Annotated in this window: 19 protein-coding genes; 15 read left to right on the top strand and 4 right to left on the bottom strand. The window is 62.6% G+C overall.

Annotated features, from left to right (window positions below):
• Positions 1–7: 7 nt before the first annotated feature.
• On the top strand, positions 8–2,671 hold the full coding sequence (clpB, locus tag GT590_RS01160) for an ATP-dependent chaperone ClpB (RefSeq protein ID WP_086414158.1): 2,664 nt from the start codon (positions 8–10) through the stop codon (positions 2,669–2,671).
• A gap of 180 nt (positions 2,672–2,851) precedes the next feature.
• Here the strand turns inward: clpB and GT590_RS01155 are convergent, their stop codons facing one another.
• From GT590_RS01155 to GT590_RS01145, 3 genes are all read right to left on the bottom strand, one after another.
• Entirely contained in the window at positions 2,852–3,805 is a 954-nt protein-coding gene (locus GT590_RS01155) for an aminopeptidase (protein ID WP_086414159.1), read from the bottom strand.
• A gap of 114 nt (positions 3,806–3,919) precedes the next feature.
• Positions 3,920–4,882 (bottom strand): DUF1177 domain-containing protein, encoded by a 963-nt coding sequence (locus GT590_RS01150; protein ID WP_114552245.1) that lies wholly within the window; start codon positions 4,880–4,882, stop codon positions 3,920–3,922.
• A gap of 55 nt (positions 4,883–4,937) precedes the next feature.
• The gene (locus GT590_RS01145; RefSeq protein WP_086414161.1) at positions 4,938–6,443 is read right to left on the bottom strand and encodes an ATP-binding protein; all 1,506 of its coding nucleotides are present in this window, start codon (positions 6,441–6,443) and stop codon (positions 4,938–4,940) included.
• Positions 6,444–6,756: 313 nt separating this feature from the next.
• Here GT590_RS01145 and GT590_RS01140 point away from each other — a divergent pair, with 313 nt between their 5' ends.
• From GT590_RS01140 to GT590_RS01125, 4 genes are all read left to right on the top strand, one after another.
• The gene (locus tag GT590_RS01140) at positions 6,757–7,866 is read left to right on the top strand and encodes a DUF917 domain-containing protein (protein ID WP_009305415.1); all 1,110 of its coding nucleotides are present in this window, start codon (positions 6,757–6,759) and stop codon (positions 7,864–7,866) included.
• Entirely contained in the window at positions 7,866–9,446 is a 1,581-nt protein-coding gene (locus GT590_RS01135; protein ID WP_086414162.1) for a hydantoinase/oxoprolinase N-terminal domain-containing protein, read from the top strand. Before GT590_RS01140 ends, GT590_RS01135 begins: the two co-directional genes overlap by 1 nt.
• Before the next feature lie 59 nt (positions 9,447–9,505).
• Complete coding sequence (locus tag GT590_RS01130; RefSeq protein WP_086414163.1) at positions 9,506–9,811, top strand: hypothetical protein; 306 nt, start codon at positions 9,506–9,508, stop codon at positions 9,809–9,811.
• Between the two features lie 104 nt (positions 9,812–9,915).
• Positions 9,916–10,758 carry a nitrilase-related carbon-nitrogen hydrolase gene (locus GT590_RS01125; protein ID WP_086414164.1) on the top strand — a complete coding sequence of 281 codons (843 nt, stop codon included), beginning with the start codon at positions 9,916–9,918 and terminating at the stop codon, positions 10,756–10,758.
• A gap of 170 nt (positions 10,759–10,928) precedes the next feature.
• Here GT590_RS01125 and GT590_RS01120 read toward each other — a convergent pair whose 3' ends face one another.
• A complete protein-coding gene (locus GT590_RS01120) occupies positions 10,929–12,311 on the bottom strand; it encodes a cytosine permease (protein WP_114552244.1) in 1,383 nt (460 codons plus the stop codon).
• Between the two features lie 223 nt (positions 12,312–12,534).
• Between GT590_RS01120 and GT590_RS14270 the strand changes: the two genes are divergently transcribed.
• The 10 genes from GT590_RS14270 to GT590_RS01075 all read left to right on the top strand — a co-directional run bounded on the left by GT590_RS14270 (position 12,535) and on the right by GT590_RS01075 (position 23,662).
• Positions 12,535–12,672: a hypothetical protein gene (locus GT590_RS14270; protein ID WP_181815922.1), complete on the top strand. Its 138-nt coding sequence runs from the start codon at positions 12,535–12,537 to the stop codon at positions 12,670–12,672.
• A gap of 54 nt (positions 12,673–12,726) precedes the next feature.
• Entirely contained in the window at positions 12,727–14,247 is a 1,521-nt protein-coding gene (locus GT590_RS01115; RefSeq protein WP_114552242.1) for a TrkH family potassium uptake protein, read from the top strand.
• Entirely contained in the window at positions 14,244–14,858 is a 615-nt protein-coding gene (locus tag GT590_RS01110) for a hydrolase (RefSeq protein WP_161170796.1), read from the top strand. Before GT590_RS01115 ends, GT590_RS01110 begins: the two co-directional genes overlap by 4 nt.
• A gap of 30 nt (positions 14,859–14,888) precedes the next feature.
• Positions 14,889–15,890 (top strand): ribosome small subunit-dependent GTPase A, encoded by a 1,002-nt coding sequence (gene rsgA / locus GT590_RS01105; RefSeq protein WP_009305408.1) that lies wholly within the window; start codon positions 14,889–14,891, stop codon positions 15,888–15,890.
• Positions 15,891–16,056: 166 nt separating this feature from the next.
• Positions 16,057–17,745, top strand: a complete 1,689-nt coding sequence (locus GT590_RS01100; protein WP_161170795.1) for a DUF3365 domain-containing protein — start codon at positions 16,057–16,059, stop codon at positions 17,743–17,745.
• On the top strand, positions 17,738–18,451 hold the full coding sequence (locus GT590_RS01095; protein WP_009305406.1) for a response regulator transcription factor: 714 nt from the start codon (positions 17,738–17,740) through the stop codon (positions 18,449–18,451). The genes GT590_RS01100 and GT590_RS01095 overlap by 8 nt, the downstream gene beginning before the upstream one ends.
• A 580-nt stretch (positions 18,452–19,031) precedes the next feature.
• Complete coding sequence (locus GT590_RS01090) at positions 19,032–21,515, top strand: molybdopterin-dependent oxidoreductase (RefSeq protein ID WP_114557974.1); 2,484 nt, start codon at positions 19,032–19,034, stop codon at positions 21,513–21,515.
• Positions 21,516–21,529: 14 nt separating this feature from the next.
• The gene (locus tag GT590_RS01085) at positions 21,530–22,150 is read left to right on the top strand and encodes a 4Fe-4S dicluster domain-containing protein (protein ID WP_021409014.1); all 621 of its coding nucleotides are present in this window, start codon (positions 21,530–21,532) and stop codon (positions 22,148–22,150) included.
• A gap of 130 nt (positions 22,151–22,280) precedes the next feature.
• Complete coding sequence (locus GT590_RS01080) at positions 22,281–22,955, top strand: molecular chaperone (protein WP_009608413.1); 675 nt, start codon at positions 22,281–22,283, stop codon at positions 22,953–22,955.
• Positions 22,952–23,662 (top strand): ferric reductase-like transmembrane domain-containing protein, encoded by a 711-nt coding sequence (locus GT590_RS01075; RefSeq protein WP_161170794.1) that lies wholly within the window; start codon positions 22,952–22,954, stop codon positions 23,660–23,662. The genes GT590_RS01080 and GT590_RS01075 overlap by 4 nt, the downstream gene beginning before the upstream one ends.
• Positions 23,663–23,948: the final 286 nt, after the last annotated feature.

The following is a 23,948-nucleotide window of genomic DNA, read 5'->3' as shown; positions in this document are numbered from 1 at the left end:
ACGTTGTATGAACATGGGTAACCTGAACAAGCTAGCCCTGACCGCTCAGGAAGCGCTGCAACAGACGATTGTCATCGCTTCCGAGAACGAGTCATCGCAGGCAGAGCCCATTCACATGTTGAAGGCTCTGCTGGAATCGAAAGAGAACAACCTGTCCGCTATCATCAAGCGCATCGGTGCCGAGCCGTTCCAGCTGCAGGCCAACGTGGATGCCGAGATCCAGCGCATGCCGAAGGTCAGCGGGAACCCCGGCATGATGAGCGGCGTGCCTGGCCCGGCCCTGATGAACCTCATCGACAACGCCGTCAAGATCGCCGAGAAGCTGGGCGACAGCTACGCCACCAGCGAGCATCTGCTGATCGCGCTGTCCGAGGAGAAGGGCGCCGCGGGCAAGATCCTCACTACGGCCGGCGTCACGCGCAAGAGCATTGAGGCTGCCTACGAGGAGCTGCGCGGCGACACGCGCGTCACCGACCAGCAGAACAAAGTGCAGTTCGAGGCGCTGGAGCAGTACGGCCAGAACCTCACGCAGAAGGCGCGCGAAGGCAAGCTCGACCCGGTCATCGGCCGCGCCGAGGAGATCCGCCGCACCATCCAGGTGCTGTCGCGCCGCACGAAGAACAACCCCGTGCTCATCGGCGAGCCGGGCACCGGCAAGACGGCCATCGTCGAGGGCCTGGCTCAGCGCATCGTGGCCGGCGACGTGCCCTCTTCGCTGAAGGACCGCGACCTCGTGGCGCTCGACCTGGGCGCGATGGTGGCCGGCGCGAAGTATCGCGGCGAGTTCGAGGACCGCTTGAAGGCCGTGCTGCGCGAGGTGAAGCAGAGCGAAGGACGCATCATCCTGTTCATCGACGAGCTGCACACCATCGTGGGCGCCGGCTCCACGGGCGACAGCTCCATGGACGCGGGCAACATGCTGAAGCCCGCGCTGGCCCGCGGCGAGCTGCATGCCATCGGCGCCACCACGCTGGACGAGTACCGCAAGTACATCGAGAAGGACGCCGCGCTCGAGCGCCGCTTCCAGCCCGTGCTGGTCACCGAGCCCACGGTGGAGGACACCATCGCCATCCTGCGCGGTTTGAAGGAGAAGTACGAGATCCACCACGGCGTGCGCATCACCGACGCCGCCATCGTGGCGGCGGCCGAGCTGTCGAACCGCTACATCTCCGACCGCTTCCTTCCCGACAAGGCCATCGACCTCATGGACGAGGCCGCCAGCCGCCTGCGCATCGAGATCGACTCGATGCCCGAGGAGGTGGACGCCGCCGAGCGCAAGCTCACCCAGATGCAGATCGAGGAGCAGGCGCTCATGAAGGAGAGCGACCAGGCCTCGCAAGAGCGCCTGGAAGCGCTGCGCCGCGAGATCGCCACGGCTCAGGAGGACCTCGACAAGCGCAAGGCCGAGTGGCAGAACGAGAAGGACGCCATCGAGCACGTGCAGAACCTCAAGAGCGACCTCGAGGGCGCGCAGCTTGAAGAGGAGCGCGCCACCCGCGAGGGCGACCTGGTGAAGGCCTCCGAGATCCGCTACGCGCGCATTCCCGCGCTGCAGCAGCAGCTGCATGCGGCCGAGGAAGAGCTGAACGTGAAGCAGCAGGACGGCGCCATCCTCAAGGAGGAGGTGTCGGACGACGAGATCGCCGAGGTCGTTTCCACGTGGACGGGCATTCCCGTGCAGAAGATGATGCAGGGCGAGATGGCCAAGCTGGTCGACCTGGAGGACAAGCTGCACGAGCGCGTGGTGGGCCAGGACGAGGCCGTGTCCTCGGTGGCCGGCGCCATCCGCCGCAACCGCGCCGGGTTGTCCGACCCGAACCGTCCCATCGGCTCGTTTTTGTTCCTGGGCCCCACGGGCGTGGGCAAGACGGAGCTCGCGAAGGCGCTGGCCGAGTACCTGTTCGACAGCGAGAAGGCCATGGTGCGCATCGACATGTCCGAGTACATGGAGAAGTTCTCGGTGCAGCGCCTGATCGGCGCGCCTCCGGGGTACGTGGGCTACGACGAGGGCGGCCAGCTGACCGAGGCCGTGCGCCGCAAGCCCTACTCGGTGATCCTGCTCGACGAGATCGAGAAGGCGCATCCGGACGTGTTCAACATCCTGTTGCAGGTGCTGGACGACGGCCGTCTGACCGACGGCCAGGGCCGCGTGGTATCGTTCAAGAACGCCATCATCATCATGACGTCGAACGTGGGCTCGCAATTCATCCGCGAGTTCGCCGAGCATGGCGACGAGAAGGCCATGAAGCAGGCCATCGACGGCGCCCTGCGCGCGACGTTCCGCCCCGAGTTCATCAACCGCATCGACGACGTGGTGGTGTTCAACGCGCTGAACATGACGAACATCGAGCCTATCGTCGACTTGCAGCTGGAAGAGGTGCGCGACCGTCTGGCCGACCGCCGCATCACGCTCGACGTGACACCGGCGGCGATGGAGCACCTGTCCATAGACGGCTACGATCCCATCTTCGGAGCGCGTCCGTTGAAGCGCCTCATCCAGAAGGAGATCGTCGACCGCATCGCCCAGAAGGTAGTGGAAGGCAAGCTGCGCGACCGCAGCCATGTGCTGATCAGCATCGACCAGGACGGCAACTACGAATGCACCGTGGAAGAGCCCCTGGAGCTGGATGCCATGCCCCTCGACGACCTGCTGACCGACGGCGAGAAGTAAGTCGTCTGAACAGAACGAGCGCGGCTTCCCGCAAGGTCGCAAGTGTAAACGGCCCGGCATTTGCCGGGCCGTTTACGTGTTGCGGCGCCGATCCGTCGACCCCGTGCCCCGTTTCACCGCCCCGTCCGCAGGAGTGTTTCACGTGAAACATCCCGGTGGTTGCGGAAGGTTGCTAGTTCGCTACACGAACTCGCCCTCGCGGATGATGCATTCGTCGTCGAGGTAGAGGGTGGGGTTAAGGATGATGCCGTCGAGGTGGCAGTCCGCCTTGGTGACGCCGCCGAACGAGGCGTTCGTGCCGAAGGCGATGTGGACGGTGCCGTAGAGTTTCTCGTCTTCGAGGATGATGCCGCACAGCTTCGCGGCCTCGTTCGTGCCGATGCCCAGCTCGGCGATGGTGCCGTTTTCGGGCTGTTCGAACAGCACGCTTAGGCGTTCGGCGTAGGGACCCTGCGCGTCGGCGCCCTCGATGCGCGTGAGGCGTCCGTTCTCGATGGTGACCGTCATCGGCTCGGTCAGCGTGCCAATGCCCACCATCGAGCCGTCGATGACGACCGTCCCGTTCGCCCCGTCTTCGAGCGGCGCGATGTACGCCTCTCCCGAGGGGAAGTTGCCGCTGGCGCCCGGTTCGCGGTACACGCCGGGACTGGCCACGCCGTTGCGCCCTGTCAGCGCAAGTTCCAGCACATGGCCATCCTTCTCGATGCGCGCATGCTTCGCGTGCGTCAGGCGCTCGGTGAGTTGGCGGGTGCGTCGCTCCACCTGGGCGTAGTCGGCGCAGGCGGCGCCGTCGCGCAGCATGTCCATGGTAATGCCGGGCATGGTGATCACGCGCGTGCCCGCCGCCGCTGCCTCGATGCGCGCGTTCGTGTGCGTGATGGACTTCGCCGTGGGGCACAGTGCGACGTCGGCCGCCTTCATAGCCGCCGCTACCGGCGCGGGCGGTTCCTCGCCTGCTACCGAGCCTTCGGGCATCTGCATGATGAGCGCCCGATGATCCATGGCGCAGGCGGCTTCGTAGAACAGCTCGCCCACCTCGCGGGTGGGGTCGTCGGTGACGACCAGCAGCGTCTCGCCTGGCTGAAGCGCAAGATTCGTTTCGATAATGATGCGTGCACGTTGCTGTAGATCCATACTATAACCTTTCAAGTCATCGAATGTTTCACGTGAAACATTCGCCTCCGGATCCCGATTGCGCTTACGCCTCCGGATCCCGATTGCGCTTACGCCTCCGGATCCCGATTGCGCTTACGCCTCCGGATCCTCGGCGGGCAAGGCGCCCATGCCTTGCAGGTGGGCCATGCTTCCGTAGCGTTCGACGAAACGGGCGTACTCGTCTTCGTCGTAGAACGCGCACTTGCCTTCGCCAAACGCCTTCGCCGCCTCGATCATGAACGACCCCGCCTCGTCCAGGTCGGTCAGGTGGGTGGCTCCGGTCGCGCAGCCGGGTACGGCCGTCTCGGTGGTGATGGCCACGCCCACGACAGGCGCGTCGGTGGCGGTGCACGGCTGCAGGATGGAGTTCAGGTGGTACAGCCCGTTGCCGTACGGCGTGATGTCGGCCATGGACAGCGGGTACGTGCGCGCGCGACGGCCAGTGGCGATTTCCACCAGCGAGACGAGGTCTTCGCTGACGCGCATGATGCAGCCCTGCTTCACCGTGGGAGAGATCATGAAGCCGCGTTCGTTCATGATGCGGTTGCCCTTCGTCGTGTCCACCACCAGCACGGCGTCCAGCTGCGTGCCGCCCACTTCCTCGCGGTTCACATCGGCCGTGGCCACGGGCGATCCCATGAACGCCACCGGCTCGTGCGGGAACGTAGGTGCGTGCGGGCACACGTGCGTGGAGACGAACACGTCGCCCGGCAGCACGTCGCCGCGTGCGTGCATTGACAGCAGCTTCGCTGCGCAGGCCAGCGCGGTCAGCGCGCCGTCGCCATCCGACACGAAGCCGATGCGCTCGGGCCGCGCGCCCAAGCCGCCCAAGCGTCCCAGCAAGCCGATGGTGGGCGCCTCGCCGCCGGCGGCGCGCCCGCGCGAACCGGGGATGCGCACGCGCACCATATCGGTGGAGCCCTTCGGCCCCTCCAGCACGTACGTTTCGGCATCGCACGCGGGGTCGATGCCGCGCAGGTACTCCACCACGCCCGCTCCGCTTGCAGCGGGCGAGTCCAACAGGTCGTAGAGTTCGATCAACTGTTTGAAAATCATGGGAGGTATCTCCTTTTTCAATCGATGGTTGCAGACGCGAGTGCGATATCCGTTATCAGGGACGCGTCAACCTATACCGTTTTTTCCTGCTGCTGCCCGGTTCCGTCGCTTCCAGCGATCCCTGGCGAATCAGGTTATTGATGTGTTTAAGAACGGTTCCGCGCGATAAACGCGATGCTTCCTCCACTTCTTTCGCGCTGATGGTTTCGCGTTCGGTGGCCATGGCGAGGATGGCGTTCTCGATGTTCTCGTTCGAGTAGTCGTGCTGTTCGCTGGGGGTCAGGCGCCTCTTGCAGAACGTGAGCGAGAACGATCCGGGCCGATCACGGGGCTTCGGCGGCTCCATGTATGCGGCCGCCAGCTGCGTTTCTATTTCCGCATATCCCGACCCTTTGTTCTCCACGACATAGCGCACTTTCCCGGGTGCTTGAGCGTATGGGGTGCTTCCGAGTATTTTGGACAAAAATTCGTTTCGACTTGAGGACAACCCGAGCGTTCCCAGCGTATCGACGGTCACGCTTCCATACAGGCCGCCTGGATTGAGGATCTCGAGCCGGTCTGCGTACATGTTGACCTGCACTTGGGCGCCCCAAGCTTCCGGAGAGTAATCGCGATGCATGAGTGCGTTCGCGACGGCCTCCCGTACCGCTTCCTGAGGATAGTCGGGCACGTCTTCGCGAAATGCCCCTTCGAAAAACGAGCCGGTTCGCATGTTTTTCGCAACGGCTGCGACCGCTTCCGCGATCATGACGGGAATGGGTCCGACGAAATCGTTCGAGTCGAGGAACCGCTGGCCCGTCTCCGGCAACGTTGCCTTGGTCGTTCCCGGATACGCGGCGAACGACACGCTGAGGCGCGGAAAGTGTTTCTGAGGATAGAACCCAAGGGCTAGCAACCCTGCAAGCGTCGGTCGCAGAACCCCGTCTTCGTCCTCGTCCAGCACGCGTAAGGCTTTCAGGATATCCCGCTTCTCCAATTTCTCGAAAATGCGAGGATGCAGGAAGCGCTCGCGTTCCACGAGGGCTTCGACCAACGCGTCATCGAGGTCGTCTTCGGCTGCCCCTTCGACGATACGGGCATCGTGGCGCGGCTGCGAATGTTCCTCGATCAGGCGGTCGATTTCATAGTGGCTCAATTTCCGATCGCCGTCTCCGGTTCGGATGAACGAACCTTCGTAGGCTCCCCTCGTGGTCACGTGGCAGGGTTTGTCGCGAGGGGGAAGCTCGGGAATCGAAGCGACGAGGACGGGCGCTCCCTCGAACGTTTCGATATTCATATTCGGTCGGATGGCGGGTGTAAGCTTGGTGGAACACGCTTCGGCCAGAGCGTCTTGCGCGCGCTTGGCGTCGAATCCAGGGGCGGGCTTGAAGCCTTCTTCTTCGGAAAGACCTAGCACGATGGTGCCTCCCGAACCGTTTGAAAAGGCGGAGACGGATTCGGCGAGGTCTTTAGGGAGCTTGCCGACCGCGCTTTTCACTTCGCACGATTGAAGATCGGTGCCTGCTGCGCGCATGCACGCAATGGTTTTGGCAAGGTCGAACGGAAGATCGTCTTCCTTCATTGGGACCGCACCTCCTGGTTTGCTCATAGTTGCTTGCAACGAGTATGAAAGCAATGAAAGCAATTTGCAAGGATGAAAGCAAATATGAAAGCAATGAAAGCATTTTGCAAGGATGAAAGCAAAAATGAAAGCAATGAAAACATCTTGCGAGGACAAAAGCCCTTACGGGATGCTCTTGCTCATGCAGCGAGCGGCAAACGTGCGGCATTTCGGTGCATCGCCGTTTCGGCATTCCAGTCGCAAGGGCAGTCCAGTACAATCCAACGTATAGATTGTTCAAGCAGCGGCATATGGAGAAAGGTTCCATTCCATCATGAGAAGGAAAATCGGCATCAAAGAGATCGAGGACATGGCGCTTGGCGCGACGGTTCTCGGCGCCGGCGGGGGCGGCGACCCGTACGTCGGCAAGCTCATGGCCATTGAGGCCATCAAGAAGTACGGCGAAGTAGAGCTCATCTCGCCCGACGAAGTTCCTGACGATGCCGTGGTGTGCGTGTCCCAGATGATGGGCGCCCCCACCATCATGGTGGAGAAGATCTGCAGCGGCCTGGAGCCCATGGCCACGTACGACGAGCTGGTGAAGGAGCTGGGCCAGGAGCCGTACGCCATCTACGCGGTGGAAGCCGGCGGCGTGAACTCCACCATCCCGTTCATCCTGGCGGCCACGCGCCGCATCCCCGTGGTGGACTGCGATCTCATGGGCCGCGCGTTCCCCGAGCTGCAGATGACCACGCTGGGCATCAACGGCGTGAAGGGGCAGCCCGCCGTCATGGCCGACGAGAAGGGCAACACGGTCACGGTGCGCGCGATCGACGACAAGTGGCTCGAGCGCATCTCGCGCCAGGCCACGTCGGTGATGGGCGGCTACACCATCCTGGCGTCGTATCCGTGCACGGGGCGCCAGCTCAAGGACTACTGCATCCCCGACACGCCCACGCTGTGCGAGGAGATCGGCCGCACGCTGCGCGAGGCGCGCGAGCAGCATGCCGACCCCATCGAGGCCGTGCTGAACGTGACGAACGGGTTTCGCCTGTTCCGCGGCAAAGTGGTGGACGTCGAGCGCAAGACCGACGGCATGTTCGTGCGCGGTCGCGCCGTGGTGGACGGGCTCGACCAGGACAAGGGCAGCCAGCTGATCATCGAGTTCCAGAACGAGAACCTCATCGCGCTGCGCGACGGCCAGCCGGTGACCACGTCGCCCGACCTCATCATGTCGCTGGACATGGAGTCCGGCTCGCCCGTGACTACCGAGGGCCTGAAGTACGGCGCCCGCATCGTGGTGGTGGGCATGCCCTGCGCGCCGCAGTGGCGCACGCCCGAGGGCCTGGCCGTGGTGGGGCCGCGCGCGTTCGGCTACGACATCGACTACGTGCCGGTTGAGCAGCGCGTCGCCGCGATGAACAACGAGGAGGTGCAGGCGTAATGGCAGATCAGAAGCGCATCTGGCGTCTGGGTATCGACGTGGGCGGCACGAACACCGACGCGGTGGTCATCGACGGCGACCTCAAGCTGGTGGCCGCGACGAAAAGCCCCACCACCGAGGACGTCATGAGCGGCATCGTGGCCGCCATGCACGAGGTGATCACCCAGATCGGTGCCGACGCGGCGCGCAACATCGGGTTCGCCATGCTGGGCACCACGCACTGCACGAACGCCATCGTCGAGCGCAAGCGCCTGAACAAGGTTGCCGCGCTGCGCGTGGGCGCCCCGGCCACGACGGCCATCAGCTGCATGGCCGACTGGCCCGACGAGCTGAAGAACGCCATGCGCGTGCGCGACTTCCTCGTGCACGGCGGCAACGAGTTCGACGGTCGCGAGATCAGCGCGCTGTCGGAAGACGAGATCCGCGAGGTCGCGCGCGTCGTGCGCGAAGAGGGCTTCGAGTCCGTTGCTGTGACCAGCGTGTTCTCGCCGGTGTCCGACGCGCACGAGAAGCGCGCCGCCGCCGTTCTGCGCGAGGAGCTGGGCGAGGGCTTCCCCATCACGCTGTCGTCGGAGATCGGGTCGCTCGGCTTCCTCGAGCGCGAGAACGCGTCCATCCTGAACGCGGCGCTGTACGACGTGGCGCGCACGACGGCCGACAGCTTCGAGGCGGCGCTCGCGTCTGAGGGCCTTACCGACGTGGCCGTGTACCTGGGCCAGAACGACGGCACGCTCATGAGCGTGGACTATGCTAAGCGCTATCCTATCTTCACCATCGCGTGCGGGCCGACGAACTCCATCCGCGGCGCGTCGTTCTTGACGCAGGAGAAGGACGCCGTGGTCGTCGACATCGGCGGCACCACCACCGACGTGGGCGTGCTGGCGCACGGCTTCCCGCGCGAGAGCATGGTGGCCGTGGAAATCGGCGACGTGCGCACGAACTTCCGCATGCCCGACCTGGTGTCGGTGGGCCTCGGCGGCGGCTCGCTCGTGCGCCAGCTGGAGGACGGCAGCATGACGGTGGGCCCCGACAGCGTGGGCTACCTGGTCACGAAGAAGGCGCGGTGCTTCGGCGGCGACACGCTGACCGCGACCGATATCGTGGTGGCGAAGGGCCTGGCCGAGGGCGTGGGCGATCCCGCACTGGTGGCCGACCTCGACCCCGCGCTCGTGGACGCGGCCTATGTCGAGATCACGCGCATCATCGAGGATGCGGTGGACGCCATGAAGACCTCGGCCGGCGATGTGACGGTGATCCTCGTGGGCGGCGGTTCCATTCTGGCTCCTGATCAGCTGGAAGGCTCGGACAACGTGCTGCGCCCTGAGAACTTCGGCGTGGCGAACGCAGTGGGTTCGGCCATCGCGCAGGTGTCCGGCCAGATCGCCAAGGTGTTCTCGCTGACCGAGACCCCGCGCGACCAGGCGCTCGCCGAGTCGAAGCAGCGCGCGTGCGACGAGGCCATCGAAGCCGGCGCCGATCCGAGCACCGTGGAAGTGGTCGACGTCGAGGACATCCCGATGGCCTATCTGGGCGATGCGCTGTGCATCCGCGTCAAAGCCGTCGGCGATCTGATGCTGTAGCTTTGTTCCGGCGGTCGACCGACCGCCGGAAACGCCCGACGACGTCTGAGGGTAAGTAGGTGACGCTGATGGTTCTCGTCTCTGCCTTGATCGTGATTCTTTCCGGAGTGGTAGTCATAGGGGGGATAGCGGGTGCGTTTCTTTGCAAGAGCAACCTGTTGCGAATGGTTCTGCTTTGTCTGTCCTTCGTGGGCTCTCTTGCGGTTCTTGTGGCAATCATCTGGATGCTGAAAGAGAGCGCTCTTCAAGGCGACTGGAGAACGATCGAAGATACGATAGGAACGTGGTTTGTTTCAGCTGCGGCGTTCTCCCTTGTCATTGGAACGCTCGCTGTCGTGATTTGTGCTAAAGGTGCAAGAAAGTAGATTTCGCCCGATGCCCTCCTTCATCGTTCCAACTGGGCGCGTGCAAGGCGCTTTGATCATGAGATAATGCAGCGAAACGGTTTGAGGCGTTGAAGGAGAAACCCATGACCGAAACGAAACAAGCGGCTGGCGGGCGCACGGTGCATTTGGCACTGGTGCAGTTCGAGAGCGTGCTGTGCGATCCGGCAGCGAATACCCAAAAGGCGTGCCGGATGATCGCCGAGGCGGCTGCCGAAGGCGCCGACCTCGTGGTGTTGCCCGAGCTGTTCTCTACAGGCTACGAGCTGAACATTGTCGGCCCTCACGTGCCCGAACTGGCCGAGCCGGTAGACGGCCCCACGGTGCGTGCGCTGCAAGACGCTGCCCGCGCAGACAACTGCTACGTGGTGGCGGGCCTCGCGCTCGCGTACGATATGGCCGGGGTTCCGTTCAACAGCTCGGTCGTCATCGATCGCCAGGGGGAGCTTCTGGGCACGTACGACAAGCAGCATCTGTGGGCGCTCGAGCGCTTCTACTTCCGCTCCGGCTGCGACTGCCCGGTGTTCGACACCGACTTCGGGCGCATCGGCGTGATGATCTGCTACGACATGGGCTTCCCCGAGGTCGCGCGCATGCTGGCGCTGCAGGGAGCTGATCTTATCCTGTGCCCCTCGGCGTGGTGCCAGGAGGATATGGACGTGTGGGACGTGAACGCGCCCGCCCGCGCGCTGGAGAACACTGCGTTCGTGGCGGCCGTGAACCGTTACGGTGTCGAGGATCAGCTGGTCATGCCGGGCCACACGAAGGTGTGCAACCCGCGCGGCCACGTGGTGGCCGAGCTGGCCGAGGAGGCCGAAGGGGTGCTGCATGTGGAGCTCGACCTGAACGAAGTGGTCGATTATCGCCAGCGCAGCCCCTACCTGCGCGACCGTCGCCCCGACCTTTACGATCTGGTGCTGCTCCCATAAAACGAAGCCCAACGACAGGATCTTGCATCCGAGGACGCCGCTGTGAACAGAAGAAGCCCCTGATGTTTCACGTGAAACATCAGGGGCTTCGCATTGCTGATCAGGGCTTTTGCGGCGGTGGGGTGTGCTTTCGCTTCGCCCCGCCCACACCCACCGCATCGCGGCGAGCCTTACAGCACTTGGTCCGTTTCCGTGAACGTAACGGTGTCCACCTTCTTCATGGAGGCGTACACCTTCATCACGATCCAGTACAGCACGCCGGCCAGGATCAGTGAGTTCAGGCCCGGAATGCCCACGTTCATGATGCTGGTGACCTCGCCCACGGCGAAACCGGCGATCCAGCAGACGATGGCGATGGGGTTCCACTTCTCAACCTTCTCGGGCAGCTCGCCCTTGGCGCGCGAAGCGTCAAGCGTCGCGCGGCTGCGCTTCAAGATGAAGTAGTCCACCACCATGATGCCGGCGACGGGCGGGATGGCCACGCCCAGCAGCGTGAGGAAGTTGGTGAAGTAGTTGATGATGCCGATGACCGACAGCAGCGTGCCCACGATGCCGAGCGCCCACACGAGTCCGTTGCGGCTGATGGCCTTGTTGAACAGCGCGTTGATCATGGTTGCCAAGCCCAGGCTGGACGAGTACAGGTTGATGTCGTTCAGCTTCACCGTGGAGGCGACCACGATGATGACGCCGATGATGCCCGACGTGCCCATCATGATGTCGACGATATTCTCGGTGCCCATGGCGTGCGCCAGCAGCACGGCAAGCAGGTTCATGCCCAGCTCGCCCACGAACGTGCCGATGAGCGTCATCCAGAACACTTGGGTGCCGTTCTTCAGGAATCGCGCGTAGTCGGGCGTGCAGATAGCGCCCGCAATGAAGCCGCCCGCCACCATGGTGGTTGCCGCGCCCAGCGACAGCGCCGGTCCCGGAGGGGCCGTGGTGAGAAGCTCGGTCAGCGAATGGTTCTGCAGGATGATGGCTGCGGCTACGATGACCACGATCACGAACAACGGCACGAACACCGTGGCGAAGTTCGCGATGGCCTTGATGCCGAACACCACGAGCAGCGTGATGCCCAGGCCGGTGATGATGGCCCAGAAGATGTACTCGGGCGTGATTCCAGCCATGATGCCGGGCAGGATCTCCTGCGTGCCGAGGAAATCTGTGAACGGGACGATTTCAGCCATGCCCTGGCCAAACACCGCGTTCTGCACGCCGAACCAGCCCACCATGGAGATAGCCACCACGCCGCCGAACAGGGCGGATCCTACCTTGCCGAACCCGGTCCAGCGGGACAGCAGGCTGGTGGACAAGCCTTCGCGCGCGGCCGCCGTGCCCAGCGCCCAGCTGACCACCTGAAGCAGCACCGAGCCGAGCATGGTTGCTAGGAAGGCATCCCAGAACGTCAGGCCGTAGCCTAGTGCCGCGCCCAACATGAGCTGGGATACGCAGCAGATCGCGCCGATCCTGATGAAAAGAATCCGCCAAAATGGCTGTTTCGCTTCATCAGGAACGCGCGACAGCGAGTAATCGATGTCGTTTTCAGGAGCCATGATCGTACCTTTCTCGTTCCTCTTCGCGTTTTTTGATCGAATGATCAAAGAATGGTGGGATTATACCTTGCTCATGCGTGCTTCGATAGCTACGCGTGTAAACTTTATTATGGAGAGCGTCGAACGGCCTTTCTGCGAGCCTCGCGGCGCCCAAGTCATCATCATTGTGTCTGTTGCCGCGCCGGGCGTATCGCACAGCGGCCATTTGTACTAGAATACCCGCATGCGCAAAAGGAACAAGGACATCCGACAGGTCATCGAGACGCCGCTGCTGGGTTACAGCGTGGTGCTGCTGTCGCTGTCGTGCTTCCTGTTGCTGCTGTGGGCGCTTATCATCTTGGTAAGGATCGTGCTGGGTTGATCGACATCGAAACACTCGCCCGTTTGCGCGGTTCGAGGCAAAGGTAGACGCAGAATGTGGCAACGGTTCACATTGTACGACGTTCGGGTCATCGGCCATTATCTCGGCGTGCTCGTTCTCTTCTCCAGCCTTGCTCTGCTGGTGCCGTTCGTCACGGCTCTTGCGTGCGCTGAGTGGACTCCTGCGACGCACTATCTGCTGACCATCGGCATTGCGCTTATCGTCGGATCGGCGCTGCGGTTCCTGCGCATCGATCCGGGTCGGCTCAATCGCCAGCAGGCGCTCGCCGTTACTGGGTTCGCGTGGATCGTGCTCGCGTTCGTGGCGGCGGTGCCGCTGTACCTGTCGGGCCATTACCTCAGCTACCTCGATGCCCTGTTCGACGGCGTGTCGGGTCTGACCACCACAGGCGCCAGCGTCATCGTCGATCTCGATCACCTGTCGAACGCCGACAACATGTGGCGTTTCATGATGCACCTGTTGGGCGGTTTCGGTCTTATCGTGGTGGCGTTGTCGTTCGGTTTGTTCGGCAAGCGCGCTGGAGCCAGCCTGTACATGTCCGAGGGTCGTAGCGAACATGTGGTGCCCAACGTTGTGCAGACCACGCAGTTCATCGCGAAGATCGGCATGGGCATGATCTTTGTCGCCACGGTGATTCTCACGGCCATGTGCCTGTTCCTCGGCATGGAACCGCTGCGCGCGTTCCTGCAATCGCTGTGGTTGGCCATCTCGGGTTTCACCACGGGCGGCTTTGCCCCTATGAGCCAGAGCGTCATGTACTATCATTGGTTCCCGCTCGAGATCGTGCTCATGTTGCTTATGTTGCTGGGCTCCATCAACTTCGTTCTGCACTCCGAAATGTGGAAAGGACACGTGGAGGTTTTCTTCCGCGATCTGGAAATCCGCACGATGGTGCTGTGGTTGGCCGTGATGACATGCGTGCTGGCAGCCTCGCTCAGCGCAAGCCCCGAGTTTTCCAGTCTGCCTGCCATGTTGCGACGCGGGCTGTTCATGGTGATATCGGCGTTCTCCACCACCGGCTTTCAGAACATCACCACCAACGAGCTGACAACCGCGCTGTCGTCGGGCGCGTTCTTCGTGCTGGCCATCCTCATGGCCGTGGGCGGCAGCGGCGGGTCCACTTCGGGCGGCTTGAAGTTCAGCCGCATGGGCATCATCATGAAGTCCATCATCGCCACCATCAAAGAGGCGCTTGCGCCCGATTCGGCGCGCGTCGTGGTGTCGTACAACCATGTGGGCCGGCGCATTCTTTCACCGGAAGTCGTGAAGGAGGCCATGACGGTGTTCGTGCTGTACGTGGCCACGTACGCGGTGGGCACGCTGGTGGGCATCGCGCATGGCTACGAGGCGCCGCAGGCCATTTTCGAATCGGTGGCCATGGCCAGCAACGGCGGCGTGTCGTCGGGGCTTGCCGCTCCGGGCATGTCTCCGTCGTTGGAGCTCTTCTACATCGCGCAGATGTGGGCAGGTCGTCTGGAATTCGTTACCCTGTTGGCCCTGGTGGCGGAGATCATCGTGTCGCTCAATCCGAAAAGGCGGGTGCTAAAGTCATGAGGTGGGGAACCCGTCAACCGCTGCCGCTGCCGATTGCGTTCGTGAGTTTCGTCGCGGTGCTGGCCGTGCTGCTTGCGGCGGTGTTTGCGCTGCCGGCTGCCGCGCATGCCGATGAGCCTGCCGAGGGCGACAACGCGGTGAACACGCAGCAGCTGCCCGACAGCTCGTTCATCTACGACACGTCCATCGTCGACCTCAGCGGCGCCGATGCCTATTACGACAATCCGACCGTGCAGGTAACAGGCGAGGTCATCGGCGACAGCATCCGTGCCGGCGTGTCGGGGAGGCATCGGTGGATCACGCTTTCCTCTCAGGGCGATTCTGCGACGATCTCGGTGTATATGAGCAACGAATCGGCATCGAAGATCGACACGTTCGGCGAGTATGGTACTACGGGCACCATCTTGCAAGTGCGTGGCACGTTCCATCTCGTGTGCGCCGATCATGAAGGCCAGAGCGACCTTCATGCGGAGGCGGTGACCGTCATCGCGCCGGGCGAGCGCCATCCCGATGAGTTCGACTTCAACGCGTTCGTTCCGGGCATTGTCGTGGTGGTCGTCGGGCTGGTGATGCTGGGCGTGTTCTATTGGCTGAGGGAACGGCAGCGGTAGGCGCGCTGTTCGTGACTCGAAGGAGGGCTTTTGCAAAGAGGCCAGGTCGTCAAGCTTGATCGAGGATATCCGCTCGTGCGCACCGACGAGGGGTCGTTCGTGCGTTGCGAGCATGCCACCGCGCTGGTGAAAGGCGAGGAAGTGCGTGCCGTGATCGGCGACTTCGTCGAGGTGACCGTGCCGGAGGGCCACGACAAGGGCATCATCGAGAGTATCCTGCCGCGCACGCGCGCGTTCGTGCGCAAAGATCCCACCGAACGCGCGCTCCCGCAGGTGCTGGCTGCGAATTTCGACCGTGTGTTCGTGGCGCAACCGCTATCCGATGTGAACGTGAGGCGGCTCGAGCGAGAGCTGGTGCTGGCTTACGAGACGGGCGCGGCCGTGACCGTGGTGCTGACGAAAGCCGATCTCGCCGAAAGCGATGCCGAAGTGGCATCGGTGCGCGATCGCGTGCGCGCGCTGGCCGGCCCCGACGTGCAGACCGTCGTCGTGTCGGCCGACGATCCTTCCAGCGTGGAAGCGGTACGCGCGCTTGTGCCGCCGAACACCACGGCCGTGCTCATCGGCAAAAGCGGCGTGGGGAAGTCGAGCCTGATCAACATGCTGGTAGGACACGAGTTGCAGGAAACAACCCCCGTGCGCGACCGCGACGGCAAGGGTCGGCACACCACGGTGAGCCGCGAGATGGTGGCCATTCCCGGCGGCGGCTTCATCATGGACATGCCGGGCGTGCGCGGACTGGGCCTGTGGGAGGCCGATACCGGCATCGGCGCAGCGTTCGCGGATATCGAGGAGGCGGCCGAGCGCTGCCGATTCCGCGATTGCAGCCACGAGGACGAGCCGGGATGCGCCGTGCGCGCCGCCGTCGAGTCGGGCGATATCAGCGAACAGCGCTACGCATCGTACCAGGCGCTTCGCCAGGAGACGAAAGACCTGCGCGCGCGCCGCGAAGAGGCTCGCCGCATGCGCGGCGAAAAAGCCTCCGACCGGGGAAAAACTCCCAAAAAGGGCAGGCCGCGCAAGAAGCGCTGAGGTTTTCTCTCTTTGAGCAACGAGATCATAATAGCCAGATGGGCGATGCGAATGCGTGTGTTTCCCCAGGTCGCTGATTGCTCGTCGCAGCTTTGCTTCGATCAGACGATTATGCTACGGTGCTTGCACGCTGCGAATTTTTCCGAACGCAGCGTAGGGGGCGCTCATGGGGAAGCATGCTTTCAGTCTGAAGACCATCTATCTTACCGCTCTGACGGCGGTGTTCGCCGTGTCGTTTTTCGCGTTCGTCGCGTTCGATTTGTACTCGCAGCAGCGGCAGACCGAGCAGGCCATGCTGGAGGAGGCGCGCACGTTCGCGCGCGAGATGGACGTGGTGTGGCAGTTCATGGACAACTCCCAAAGCATCATCAACAATTCGTCCAGCGGCGGCTACGAGTTCAAGGGCCTGCACTGCTCGGTGGTGGGCAAAAGCGTCGGCCGGCTGTTCTCGGCGGGCAGCGACTACCACATCCGGTACACGAACTTCGATCCGCGCAGCGAGCAGGACATTCCCGACGAGTTCGAGACGAAGGCGCTCGAGGCGTTCAACGCCGATCGTTCGGTGACCGAATACTACGGCGTGGCCCCGTTCGACGGCGAGGATCGGTTCCGCTACCTTCAAGCGCTCGAAGTGGACGACAGCTGCCTTGAATGCCACGGCGAGCCGGTCGGCGAGCTCGACATCACCGACCACGCGAAGGAAGGTTGGACGCTCGAGTCGGTCGGCGGGGCCATCAGCATCGTGATCCCCCTCGATCAGCAGCAGGCGGCCATGCGCGGCAACGTCATCCGAGACATGGCGTACTTCCTGCTGATCACCGTGTTCATCGGCCTGGTCATCTTGGTGGTGACCACCGTGTTCGTGCTGCGGCCGTTGGGCGGCATGCACGCGGCGTTCGGCGAGCTGAAACAGGGACGCTTGGGCGCGTCCGTCAGCCAGCGCTTCGCCGCGAAGGAAGTGAGGAGCCTCATCGCCGGCTTCAACGACATGGCGGGCGAGCTGCGGGGCATGTACGAGCATCTGGAATCGCAGGTGCAGGAGCGTACGGTGGACCTGCGCGAGGCGAACGCCCTGCTGGAACGCCAGCGCGACAAGCTGGAGCAGCTGAACGCCGACCTGGCGCAGGAGACGCAGTTCAAGTCCGACCTGCTAAGCATGGTGAACCACGAGCTGCGCACGCCGCTGACGTCCATCATCACGTTCGCGCAGATATCGCGCGAGGCGTGCGACCCGGCCAACGAGCACGACCGTCGCTCGTGGGAGGAGATCGAGAAGAACAGCCGCATCCTGCTCAACATGATCAACAACATGCTGGACATCGCGCGTTCGGATGCGGGCGGCATGCGCGCCACCTGCGAGCCGATGGATTTGGGCGACGTGGCGGCATCGGTGAAGGGCACCATGGCTCCGCTGGCACGCAAGTACGAGGTGTCGTTCAGCACGAAGGTGGCGTCGGACGTGCCCTTGGTCAACGGCGACTACGAGAAGACGACGCGCATGCTGGAGAACCTGGCCAGCAACGCCATCAAGTTCACGCCCGACGGCGGCTCCATCGAGCTGCGCGTGGCGTACGACGCCGAGGCGCGCGTGGTGACGTTGTCGATGGTGGACGACGGCATCGGCATCGCGCCCGAGGACCAGGCGCGCATCTTCGAGCGGTTCGTGCAGGTGGACAGCACGTCCACGCGCAAATACAACGGCAGCGGCCTCGGTTTGGCACTGGTGCGCGAATACGGCGACATGCAAGGGTTCGCCGTGTCGGTGGAAAGCGAGCTCGGTCGCGGCAGCAGGTTCGTCATCACGATTCCCGCGAGCGCGATCGTGGGCGAGATAGAGGGGGAGGACGATGTATAAGGTCATGGTCATCGACGACGAGGACAACCTGCGGCAAGCGCTCGAGCAGCTGCTGGTGTCGAACGGCTACGCGTTCTGCGGCGCGAGGGATGCGGAAAGCGGGCTGGAGCTGCTGGCCAGCGAGCATCCCGATTTGCTGCTGCTGGACGTGATGCTGCCGGGCACGAACGGCTTCGATCTCTGCGCGCGCATCCGCGAGCAGGGCCGCCGCATCCCGGTGATCTTCCTGTCTGCGAAGTGCGACATCGTGGACAAGAGCATCGGCTTCCGCGCCGGCGGCGACGACTACGTGACGAAGCCGTTCGATTCCACCGAGCTGCTGCTGCGCATCGAGGCGAACATCCGCCGCCACAAGGACACCATCGATTTCGCCCGCTGCCGCAACCGCGAGGGCGTGGCGCGTATCGGCGAGCTGGAGGTGCGGTTCGGCGAATACGAGGTGCGCGTGAAGGGGCGCCCGGTGGCGCTGACCACGAAGGAGTTCGAGATCGTGGCGTTTCTGGCGGCGCATCCGGGCAAGGTGTTCACGCGCAGCCAGATCCAGGAGTACATCTGGGGCGAGTCGGATGCCGACTGCAAGCCCACGAACAACATCACCGTGTTCGTCCGCAAGATCCGCGAGAAGATCGAGGAGAACCCCTCGGAGCCCAAGTACCTGCTCACCGTCCAGCGGGTGGGCTACAAGATGGCCGACACCTTGGAGTAGGCGGCATGCGCTGTCCGCTGCGTGGAACTTCCTCGGACGTGTCCGCCTGGCGAGTGTGCGATCGGCCGGTCGTGTCGACAGATCGCCGCATTCTGGCAGAAAACGACGGGATTCCGTTCTGCAGGGGCGCAAAATGCGACTCCCGGCTGCCGCTGGACGAGCCGCCTTTGCATTACGCCAGTTCAGCTCGTTGCCATCGAATCGGGTTCGGATGATCGGAGGAGATGGCGACAGAATCCCGTCGATTCCTGCCAGAATGCGGCGTAGCGAACGCTCTCGCTTCTCGTCGCGAGACGCGGGAGCATAGGCGCGTGAACTGGATGGCATTCGATAGTCACGATAGGCATAATTGCTCATTGACCTGCGGCGTTAATGTGTGGTTAAGAATTTTTTAACGCAAAACTTATTTCCGATTTATCGCAATATCCTTCGGCGCTCCGTAAAGTGAGACTCATGAAAGGCCAGGGGGAACAAGGCTTTTCACCCCGCCCTTCGCAGAACGCGATCCCCTCCCCGCTATCTGCGAAGGGCGAGCATCGGAAGGCCTTGCGGCCGAGGAGTGAAAAAGAGAGGAGCACACATGGCTGAACAAGCAACGCATGGGTTCACCCGCAGGAGCTTCATCAAGGGTGCGGCAGCGCTGACGGCGACGGGCGCGCTGGTAGGCTGCAGCCCCCAAACCCAGAACCTGGAAAAAGCCGAACCTCAAAAGGAAGTCCCGGAAACACAAATCTTTTCCGGCGTCTGCCGTGGCAACTGTTTCGGCGGTTGCTTCTTGAACGTTCACGTGCGTGATGGGCAAATGGTTCGCACTACGGCTCGTGACATGATAGATGGCAGTTACAATCGCATTTGCAGCAAAGGCCTGTCCCATATGGGTCGTGTTTACAGTGCGAATCGCATCCAATATCCCATGAAGCGCGTGGGTGAACGCGGTGAGGGCAAATTTGAACGCATCAGCTGGGACGAAGCTGTCAACATCATTGCCGAGAAGTGGAAGGGCTATGCTGAAGAGTTTGGTCCCGAGTCCGTTTCGCTCATTTCGCAATCCGGCAACCTTTCCTTCGGCGGTGGGGTCTTCGGTATCGGCTCCTACCTGAGTCGATTCGCCAGCATAATGGGCATGTCGCGCGTCAACGGTAACCTTGACTGGGCTCTGCAGACGGCGCTCATCATCGGCTTCGGCGGCCAGGCCAATTTCGGCAGCTCCAACGAGCCTACCGATTTCAAAAACGCCTCCACCATCATCTGCTGGGGTTCCAACCCGGCGGTTTCGCAACTGCACAACATGCACTTCATCCTCGAAGCCAAGGAGCAGGGGACGAAATTCATCGTTATCGACCCCGTGTACAACATGACGGCGGCAAAGGCCGACCAGTACATCCCTATCAAGGCTACCACCGATGCTGCCCTGGCCATGGGCATCATCAATGAGATCTTCGCAAACGGCTGGGAGGACGTTGACTTCTTGTGCGACCACACCGAGGCTGCGCTGCTCATCAAAGAGGATGGCAGCCTCCTCAAGATGAGCGACCTGGGCGTCGAGGCAGCGAAGGGAGAACCCGATCCCACAACCGGCGAACCTACCATCATCGACCCTTATGTCGTTTGGGACGAGGATGCTAACAAGGCGGTCGTGCTCGACGAGGCGAAAAAGCCCGCTATGACCGGTGTCGCGGACGTGAACGGCATTGCCGTCAAAACAACCCTCGATAATCTCAAGGCGACGGCCGCCGAATACACGCCCGAGAAAGTCGAGGAGATGACGGGTGTTCCTGCGGCAACCGTGAAGGAGCTTGCGGAGGTATACACGCAGAACGGCCCCGTGACCACCTATACGCACTACGGTATGGATCACTACGACAACGGCCACTACGCCATCTGGTCCGTTTTGGCTTTGGGCATGGTAAGCGGCAATATTGGCAAGAAGGGTGCATCGACGGGTCCGACTGGTATGAACGTGGGCGGATTCACCAATATCGCCTGCAGCTTCGCCGCCGCCGATTCAAAGGGCAATCCCTGTCTCGGTTCCACACGTAGCTACAATCTCGATCTCATGAACGATGTTCTCGATACCGGCGAATACAATGGTGAGAAGATCACGGTCAAGAGTCTCTACATCACACTGGCAAATCCCGTTTCCGTCTACGCCCAGCAAGGCTATATCGAAGAGGCATTCTCCAAGATCGACTTCATTGTCGTGGCCGATCAGAGCATGACCGATACTGCCAAATGGGCCGACATCCTCCTGCCCGCCGCCGACTGGTACGAGCAGAGCGACATGTACGCCGCGTGCGGCACCCAGCCGTACCTGGTCTGGGCTGACAAGGCCATGGAGCCCCTGTACGAGAGCAAGTCTGACTTCGATATCTACAAGATGATCGTCGAGAAGATGGGATACGGCGAGTTTTGGGGTTGGAAGACCAACGAGGACGCTCTCGCGGAGGTTCTCGACAGCGACGCCCTGCGCGAGATGGGCATCACCTTCGACAAGCTCAAAGAAGAAAAGGTCATGCGCATCCTCCCGGGCGATCCCTATCGCCCCTATGAGGGAGGCGCGTTCAACACGCCGACCGCTCGCGGGCGCTTCTATCAGGAAACGCCGTTCGCTGACACCGTTGGCCAGGAGGTCGATGTCGAGAAGGAGCGCGTCCCTCATCATGAGCCCTCTCTCGAGGCCGACGAGGCCAGCGTCGTGCGTAAGGATCATCCTTTCCATCTGCTGTCTGACCACATGCGTACGCGTACGCACACGCAATGGTGGGATGTCGAAGTGCTCTCCGAGGTTGAGACGACGCCTGTAGTGAAAATGAACCCCGAGGACGCCGCCGAATTGGGCATCGCTGCCGGTGACCAGGTGAAGGTGTACAACGATCGCGGCTTTTGCATCCTGGAAGCCGTCCTTAATGCCGGCTTGCCGCGTAAAACGGCAAGCGTACCGCGCGGCTTCCAGCGTTCGGAGTTCATCGACGGGCACCTTGCCTCGCTGCCTATCATGAAGTTCAACCAGACATGCGCGAACCAGCCGTTCAATGACGTTGCTGTCGCTATCGAGAAGATGTAAGGAGCGTGGTATAGATGACCCGCTACGGTATGGCGATCGACCTGAATCGCTGCTTCGGATGCCAAACGTGCGCTGTGGCTTGCAAGATGGCTAACAACTTGCCTAATGACGTGCTATTTAATCAAGTGAAGACGGTTGGCGGCGATTCGGTGGACACAGCTGCTGGCGAATATCCAAATTGCACGCTTTCCTATCTGCCCTTCCAGTGCCAGCATTGCGAGAACCCGGCGTGCCTCGAGGTGTGCCCGACGGGGGCGACCACCAAGGACGAGGAGACGGGCATCGTTTCGGTGGACAGCGAGCTGTGCATCGGGTGTGAGTCGTGCATCAAGGCGTGCCCGTACGAGGGCGTGCGCACGCTGATCAAGAGCCCCGAGTACTACCTCGACGTCGTGGTGGGCGAGTACGATGCCCCGCCGCATAAGGGTGGCACGGTGGAGAAGTGCACGTTCTGCAAGAACCTCATCGACCGCGGCGACGTGCCCGCCTGCATGCAGCTGTGCCCGGGCCGCGCGCGCTACTGGGGCGACCTAGACGATCCCGAGTCGGACGTGTCGAAGGCCATCGAGGGACGCGAGACGATGTTCCTCAACGAGGAAGCCGGCACGAAACCGAGCGTATACTACTTGCAGTAAATAAGGCGCTGACGGCCTAAAGGGGATCGCCCCCTTTAGGCTCCGGCGCACGGGGCATCTTCGCTCCAAAAACACGCCTCACGCGCTGTGGCGTGTTTTTGGGGCGAAGATGTCGGAACAAGGGGGACTTATGGGGCGAGAAGAAGCGGTGAAGCGGGCGGTGGGGAAGGCCGATGCGTTCGAGTTGTTGTCGTGCGCGTTCGCGTATCCCGATGAGCGCCTGGCGCAAGGGCTGGTCGACGGGTCGTTCGCCGACGATGCCCGGGCATGCCTGCTCGATGCGGGCGCCGACCCGGCGGCGGCGGATTCGACGGCTGAAGCGCTTGCTGCTTGGCGCGATGCGTCGGCGGCCGATCTGTTGGCCGATATGCGCATCGTGTACTCGCGCCTGTACCTGGCACCCGGCGGCCACACCCCCATCTTCCCGTACGAAAGCGCGTTTCTGCACGTGGAGCGGGGGATGAAAGGCGTTCCCGCGCTGTTCCGCACGCCGGTGACGCTGGATGTAGAGCGCTTGATGCGCGAGGCGGGCGTGGTGGCGAAGAATGCGCGCAAAGAGCCGTGCGATAGCGTGTTCGAGGAGTTCGAATTCCTGTCGTATCTGTACGCGAAGCTCGCCGATGCTCTGAACTGCGACGATGCCGAAGCTGTCGCTGCTTGGACCGAGCGCATTCAGACGTTTGAGCGCGAGCACGCGCAGGCGTGGCTCCCTGCGTTCATGCGGCGCACGCAGGAGCTTGCGGCCGAGAAGCCCTATTGCGCGTTCGCGGCGCTGGCGTTGACGGTGATGGAGGTGCACTCATGACGCTCATCTTGGTTCTTGCGGGCGCTGTGGCATTCGCGTTCGCATGCAAGCGGCCCATCAAGTCGCGTCCGTTGGCGTTCTACGCCCTGGCTGCCACGCTTGACGTGCTGTTCGTGGTCGGCTCGTTCGCGGGACTGCCTCTGATGCTGTACGACGCGCTGTTCCTGCTGTTGCACAAGTGCACGCTGGCTACCGCGCTGTTCGCCGTCGTGATGTACATCGGGGTGTTCGCGCGCGACTCGCGCGTGGCGACGTACCTGCGTCCCATCCGCGCCGAGCTGTCCATCATGGCGTGGCTGCTGTCGCTGGGCCACATGGCCATCTACCTCTCCTCGTACGCGGCCAACCTCTCGACGGGGCTGCCGCAAACCAATGTCGCCGTGGCGCTTGCGCTTGCGTTGGCGCTGTTCGCGCTGCTGGTCGTGCTGGGGGTGACGTCGTTCAACGTGGTGAAGAAGCGCATGAAGAAGGAGACGTGGAAGCGCGTGCAGCTGCTGGCGTATCCCTTCTGGGGCCTCGTGTACGTGCATCTGCTGCTCATGCTGGTGCCCTCCGCCCTGCGCGGCGGCGCTCCTGCGCAGATGGCCGTCGCCGTGTACTCGGTGGTGTTCGTAGGCTACGCCGTCCTTCGCATCCGCCGCGCCGCGATCGACCGCCGCAAGGAGGAGTCCGGGCGCGTAGGCGATGCCGTGCAGAATCCAGCGTGATGCACGCTCCGCGCGCTTCTACGCACAAAAAGTGCCGATGTGTGATTTCGCTGACCGTTCGCTTGCGATAGGCTTCTGCGCGATAATGTGAAGCGCCAGGTCAGAGCATCGTGCATAATCGAAGGCCTGAAAGCTGCACCCTTGGGCGCGCTTTCGGGCCTTCTTGTTATCGAACGTCGCGGGTTTTTGTGCAAAAAGCGCTTCATGGCGTGCATAGCAAGCAGGGCGGTTCGTCCCCGTGTTCGATGCTTGCGACATGCGGCGCCCCTCGTGCTTTTACCGTGCG

The sequence above is a fragment of the Eggerthella sp. BIOML-A1 genome (assembly GCF_009875595.1).
In the GTDB taxonomy this organism is placed as follows: Bacteria; Actinomycetota; Coriobacteriia; order Coriobacteriales; family Eggerthellaceae; genus Eggerthella; species Eggerthella lenta.
Note: the sequence above shows the minus strand (reverse complement) of the source record. Positions and strands in the feature narration are given on the sequence as shown.

Coding starts and splice junctions, on each gene's coding strand:
- GT590_RS01145 (WP_086414161.1), bottom strand. CDS start 6,443: ATGAAGGAAGACGATCTTCCGTTCGACCTTGCCAAAACCATTGCGTGC.
- clpB (WP_086414158.1), top strand. CDS start 8: ATGAACATGGGTAACCTGAACAAGCTAGCCCTGACCGCTCAGGAAGCG.
- GT590_RS01080 (WP_009608413.1), top strand. CDS start 22,281: ATGGGGCGAGAAGAAGCGGTGAAGCGGGCGGTGGGGAAGGCCGATGCG.
- GT590_RS01155 (WP_086414159.1), bottom strand. CDS start 3,805: ATGGATCTACAGCAACGTGCACGCATCATTATCGAAACGAATCTTGCG.
- GT590_RS01075 (WP_161170794.1), top strand. CDS start 22,952: ATGACGCTCATCTTGGTTCTTGCGGGCGCTGTGGCATTCGCGTTCGCA.
- GT590_RS01140 (WP_009305415.1), top strand. CDS start 6,757: ATGAGAAGGAAAATCGGCATCAAAGAGATCGAGGACATGGCGCTTGGC.
- GT590_RS01110 (WP_161170796.1), top strand. CDS start 14,244: ATGAGGTGGGGAACCCGTCAACCGCTGCCGCTGCCGATTGCGTTCGTG.
- GT590_RS01115 (WP_114552242.1), top strand. CDS start 12,727: ATGTGGCAACGGTTCACATTGTACGACGTTCGGGTCATCGGCCATTAT.
- GT590_RS01100 (WP_161170795.1), top strand. CDS start 16,057: ATGGGGAAGCATGCTTTCAGTCTGAAGACCATCTATCTTACCGCTCTG.
- GT590_RS01125 (WP_086414164.1), top strand. CDS start 9,916: ATGACCGAAACGAAACAAGCGGCTGGCGGGCGCACGGTGCATTTGGCA.
- GT590_RS14270 (WP_181815922.1), top strand. CDS start 12,535: ATGCGCAAAAGGAACAAGGACATCCGACAGGTCATCGAGACGCCGCTG.
- GT590_RS01120 (WP_114552244.1), bottom strand. CDS start 12,311: ATGGCTCCTGAAAACGACATCGATTACTCGCTGTCGCGCGTTCCTGAT.
- GT590_RS01095 (WP_009305406.1), top strand. CDS start 17,738: ATGTATAAGGTCATGGTCATCGACGACGAGGACAACCTGCGGCAAGCG.
- GT590_RS01150 (WP_114552245.1), bottom strand. CDS start 4,882: ATGATTTTCAAACAGTTGATCGAACTCTACGACCTGTTGGACTCGCCC.
- GT590_RS01135 (WP_086414162.1), top strand. CDS start 7,866: ATGGCAGATCAGAAGCGCATCTGGCGTCTGGGTATCGACGTGGGCGGC.
- GT590_RS01090 (WP_114557974.1), top strand. CDS start 19,032: ATGGCTGAACAAGCAACGCATGGGTTCACCCGCAGGAGCTTCATCAAG.
- GT590_RS01085 (WP_021409014.1), top strand. CDS start 21,530: ATGACCCGCTACGGTATGGCGATCGACCTGAATCGCTGCTTCGGATGC.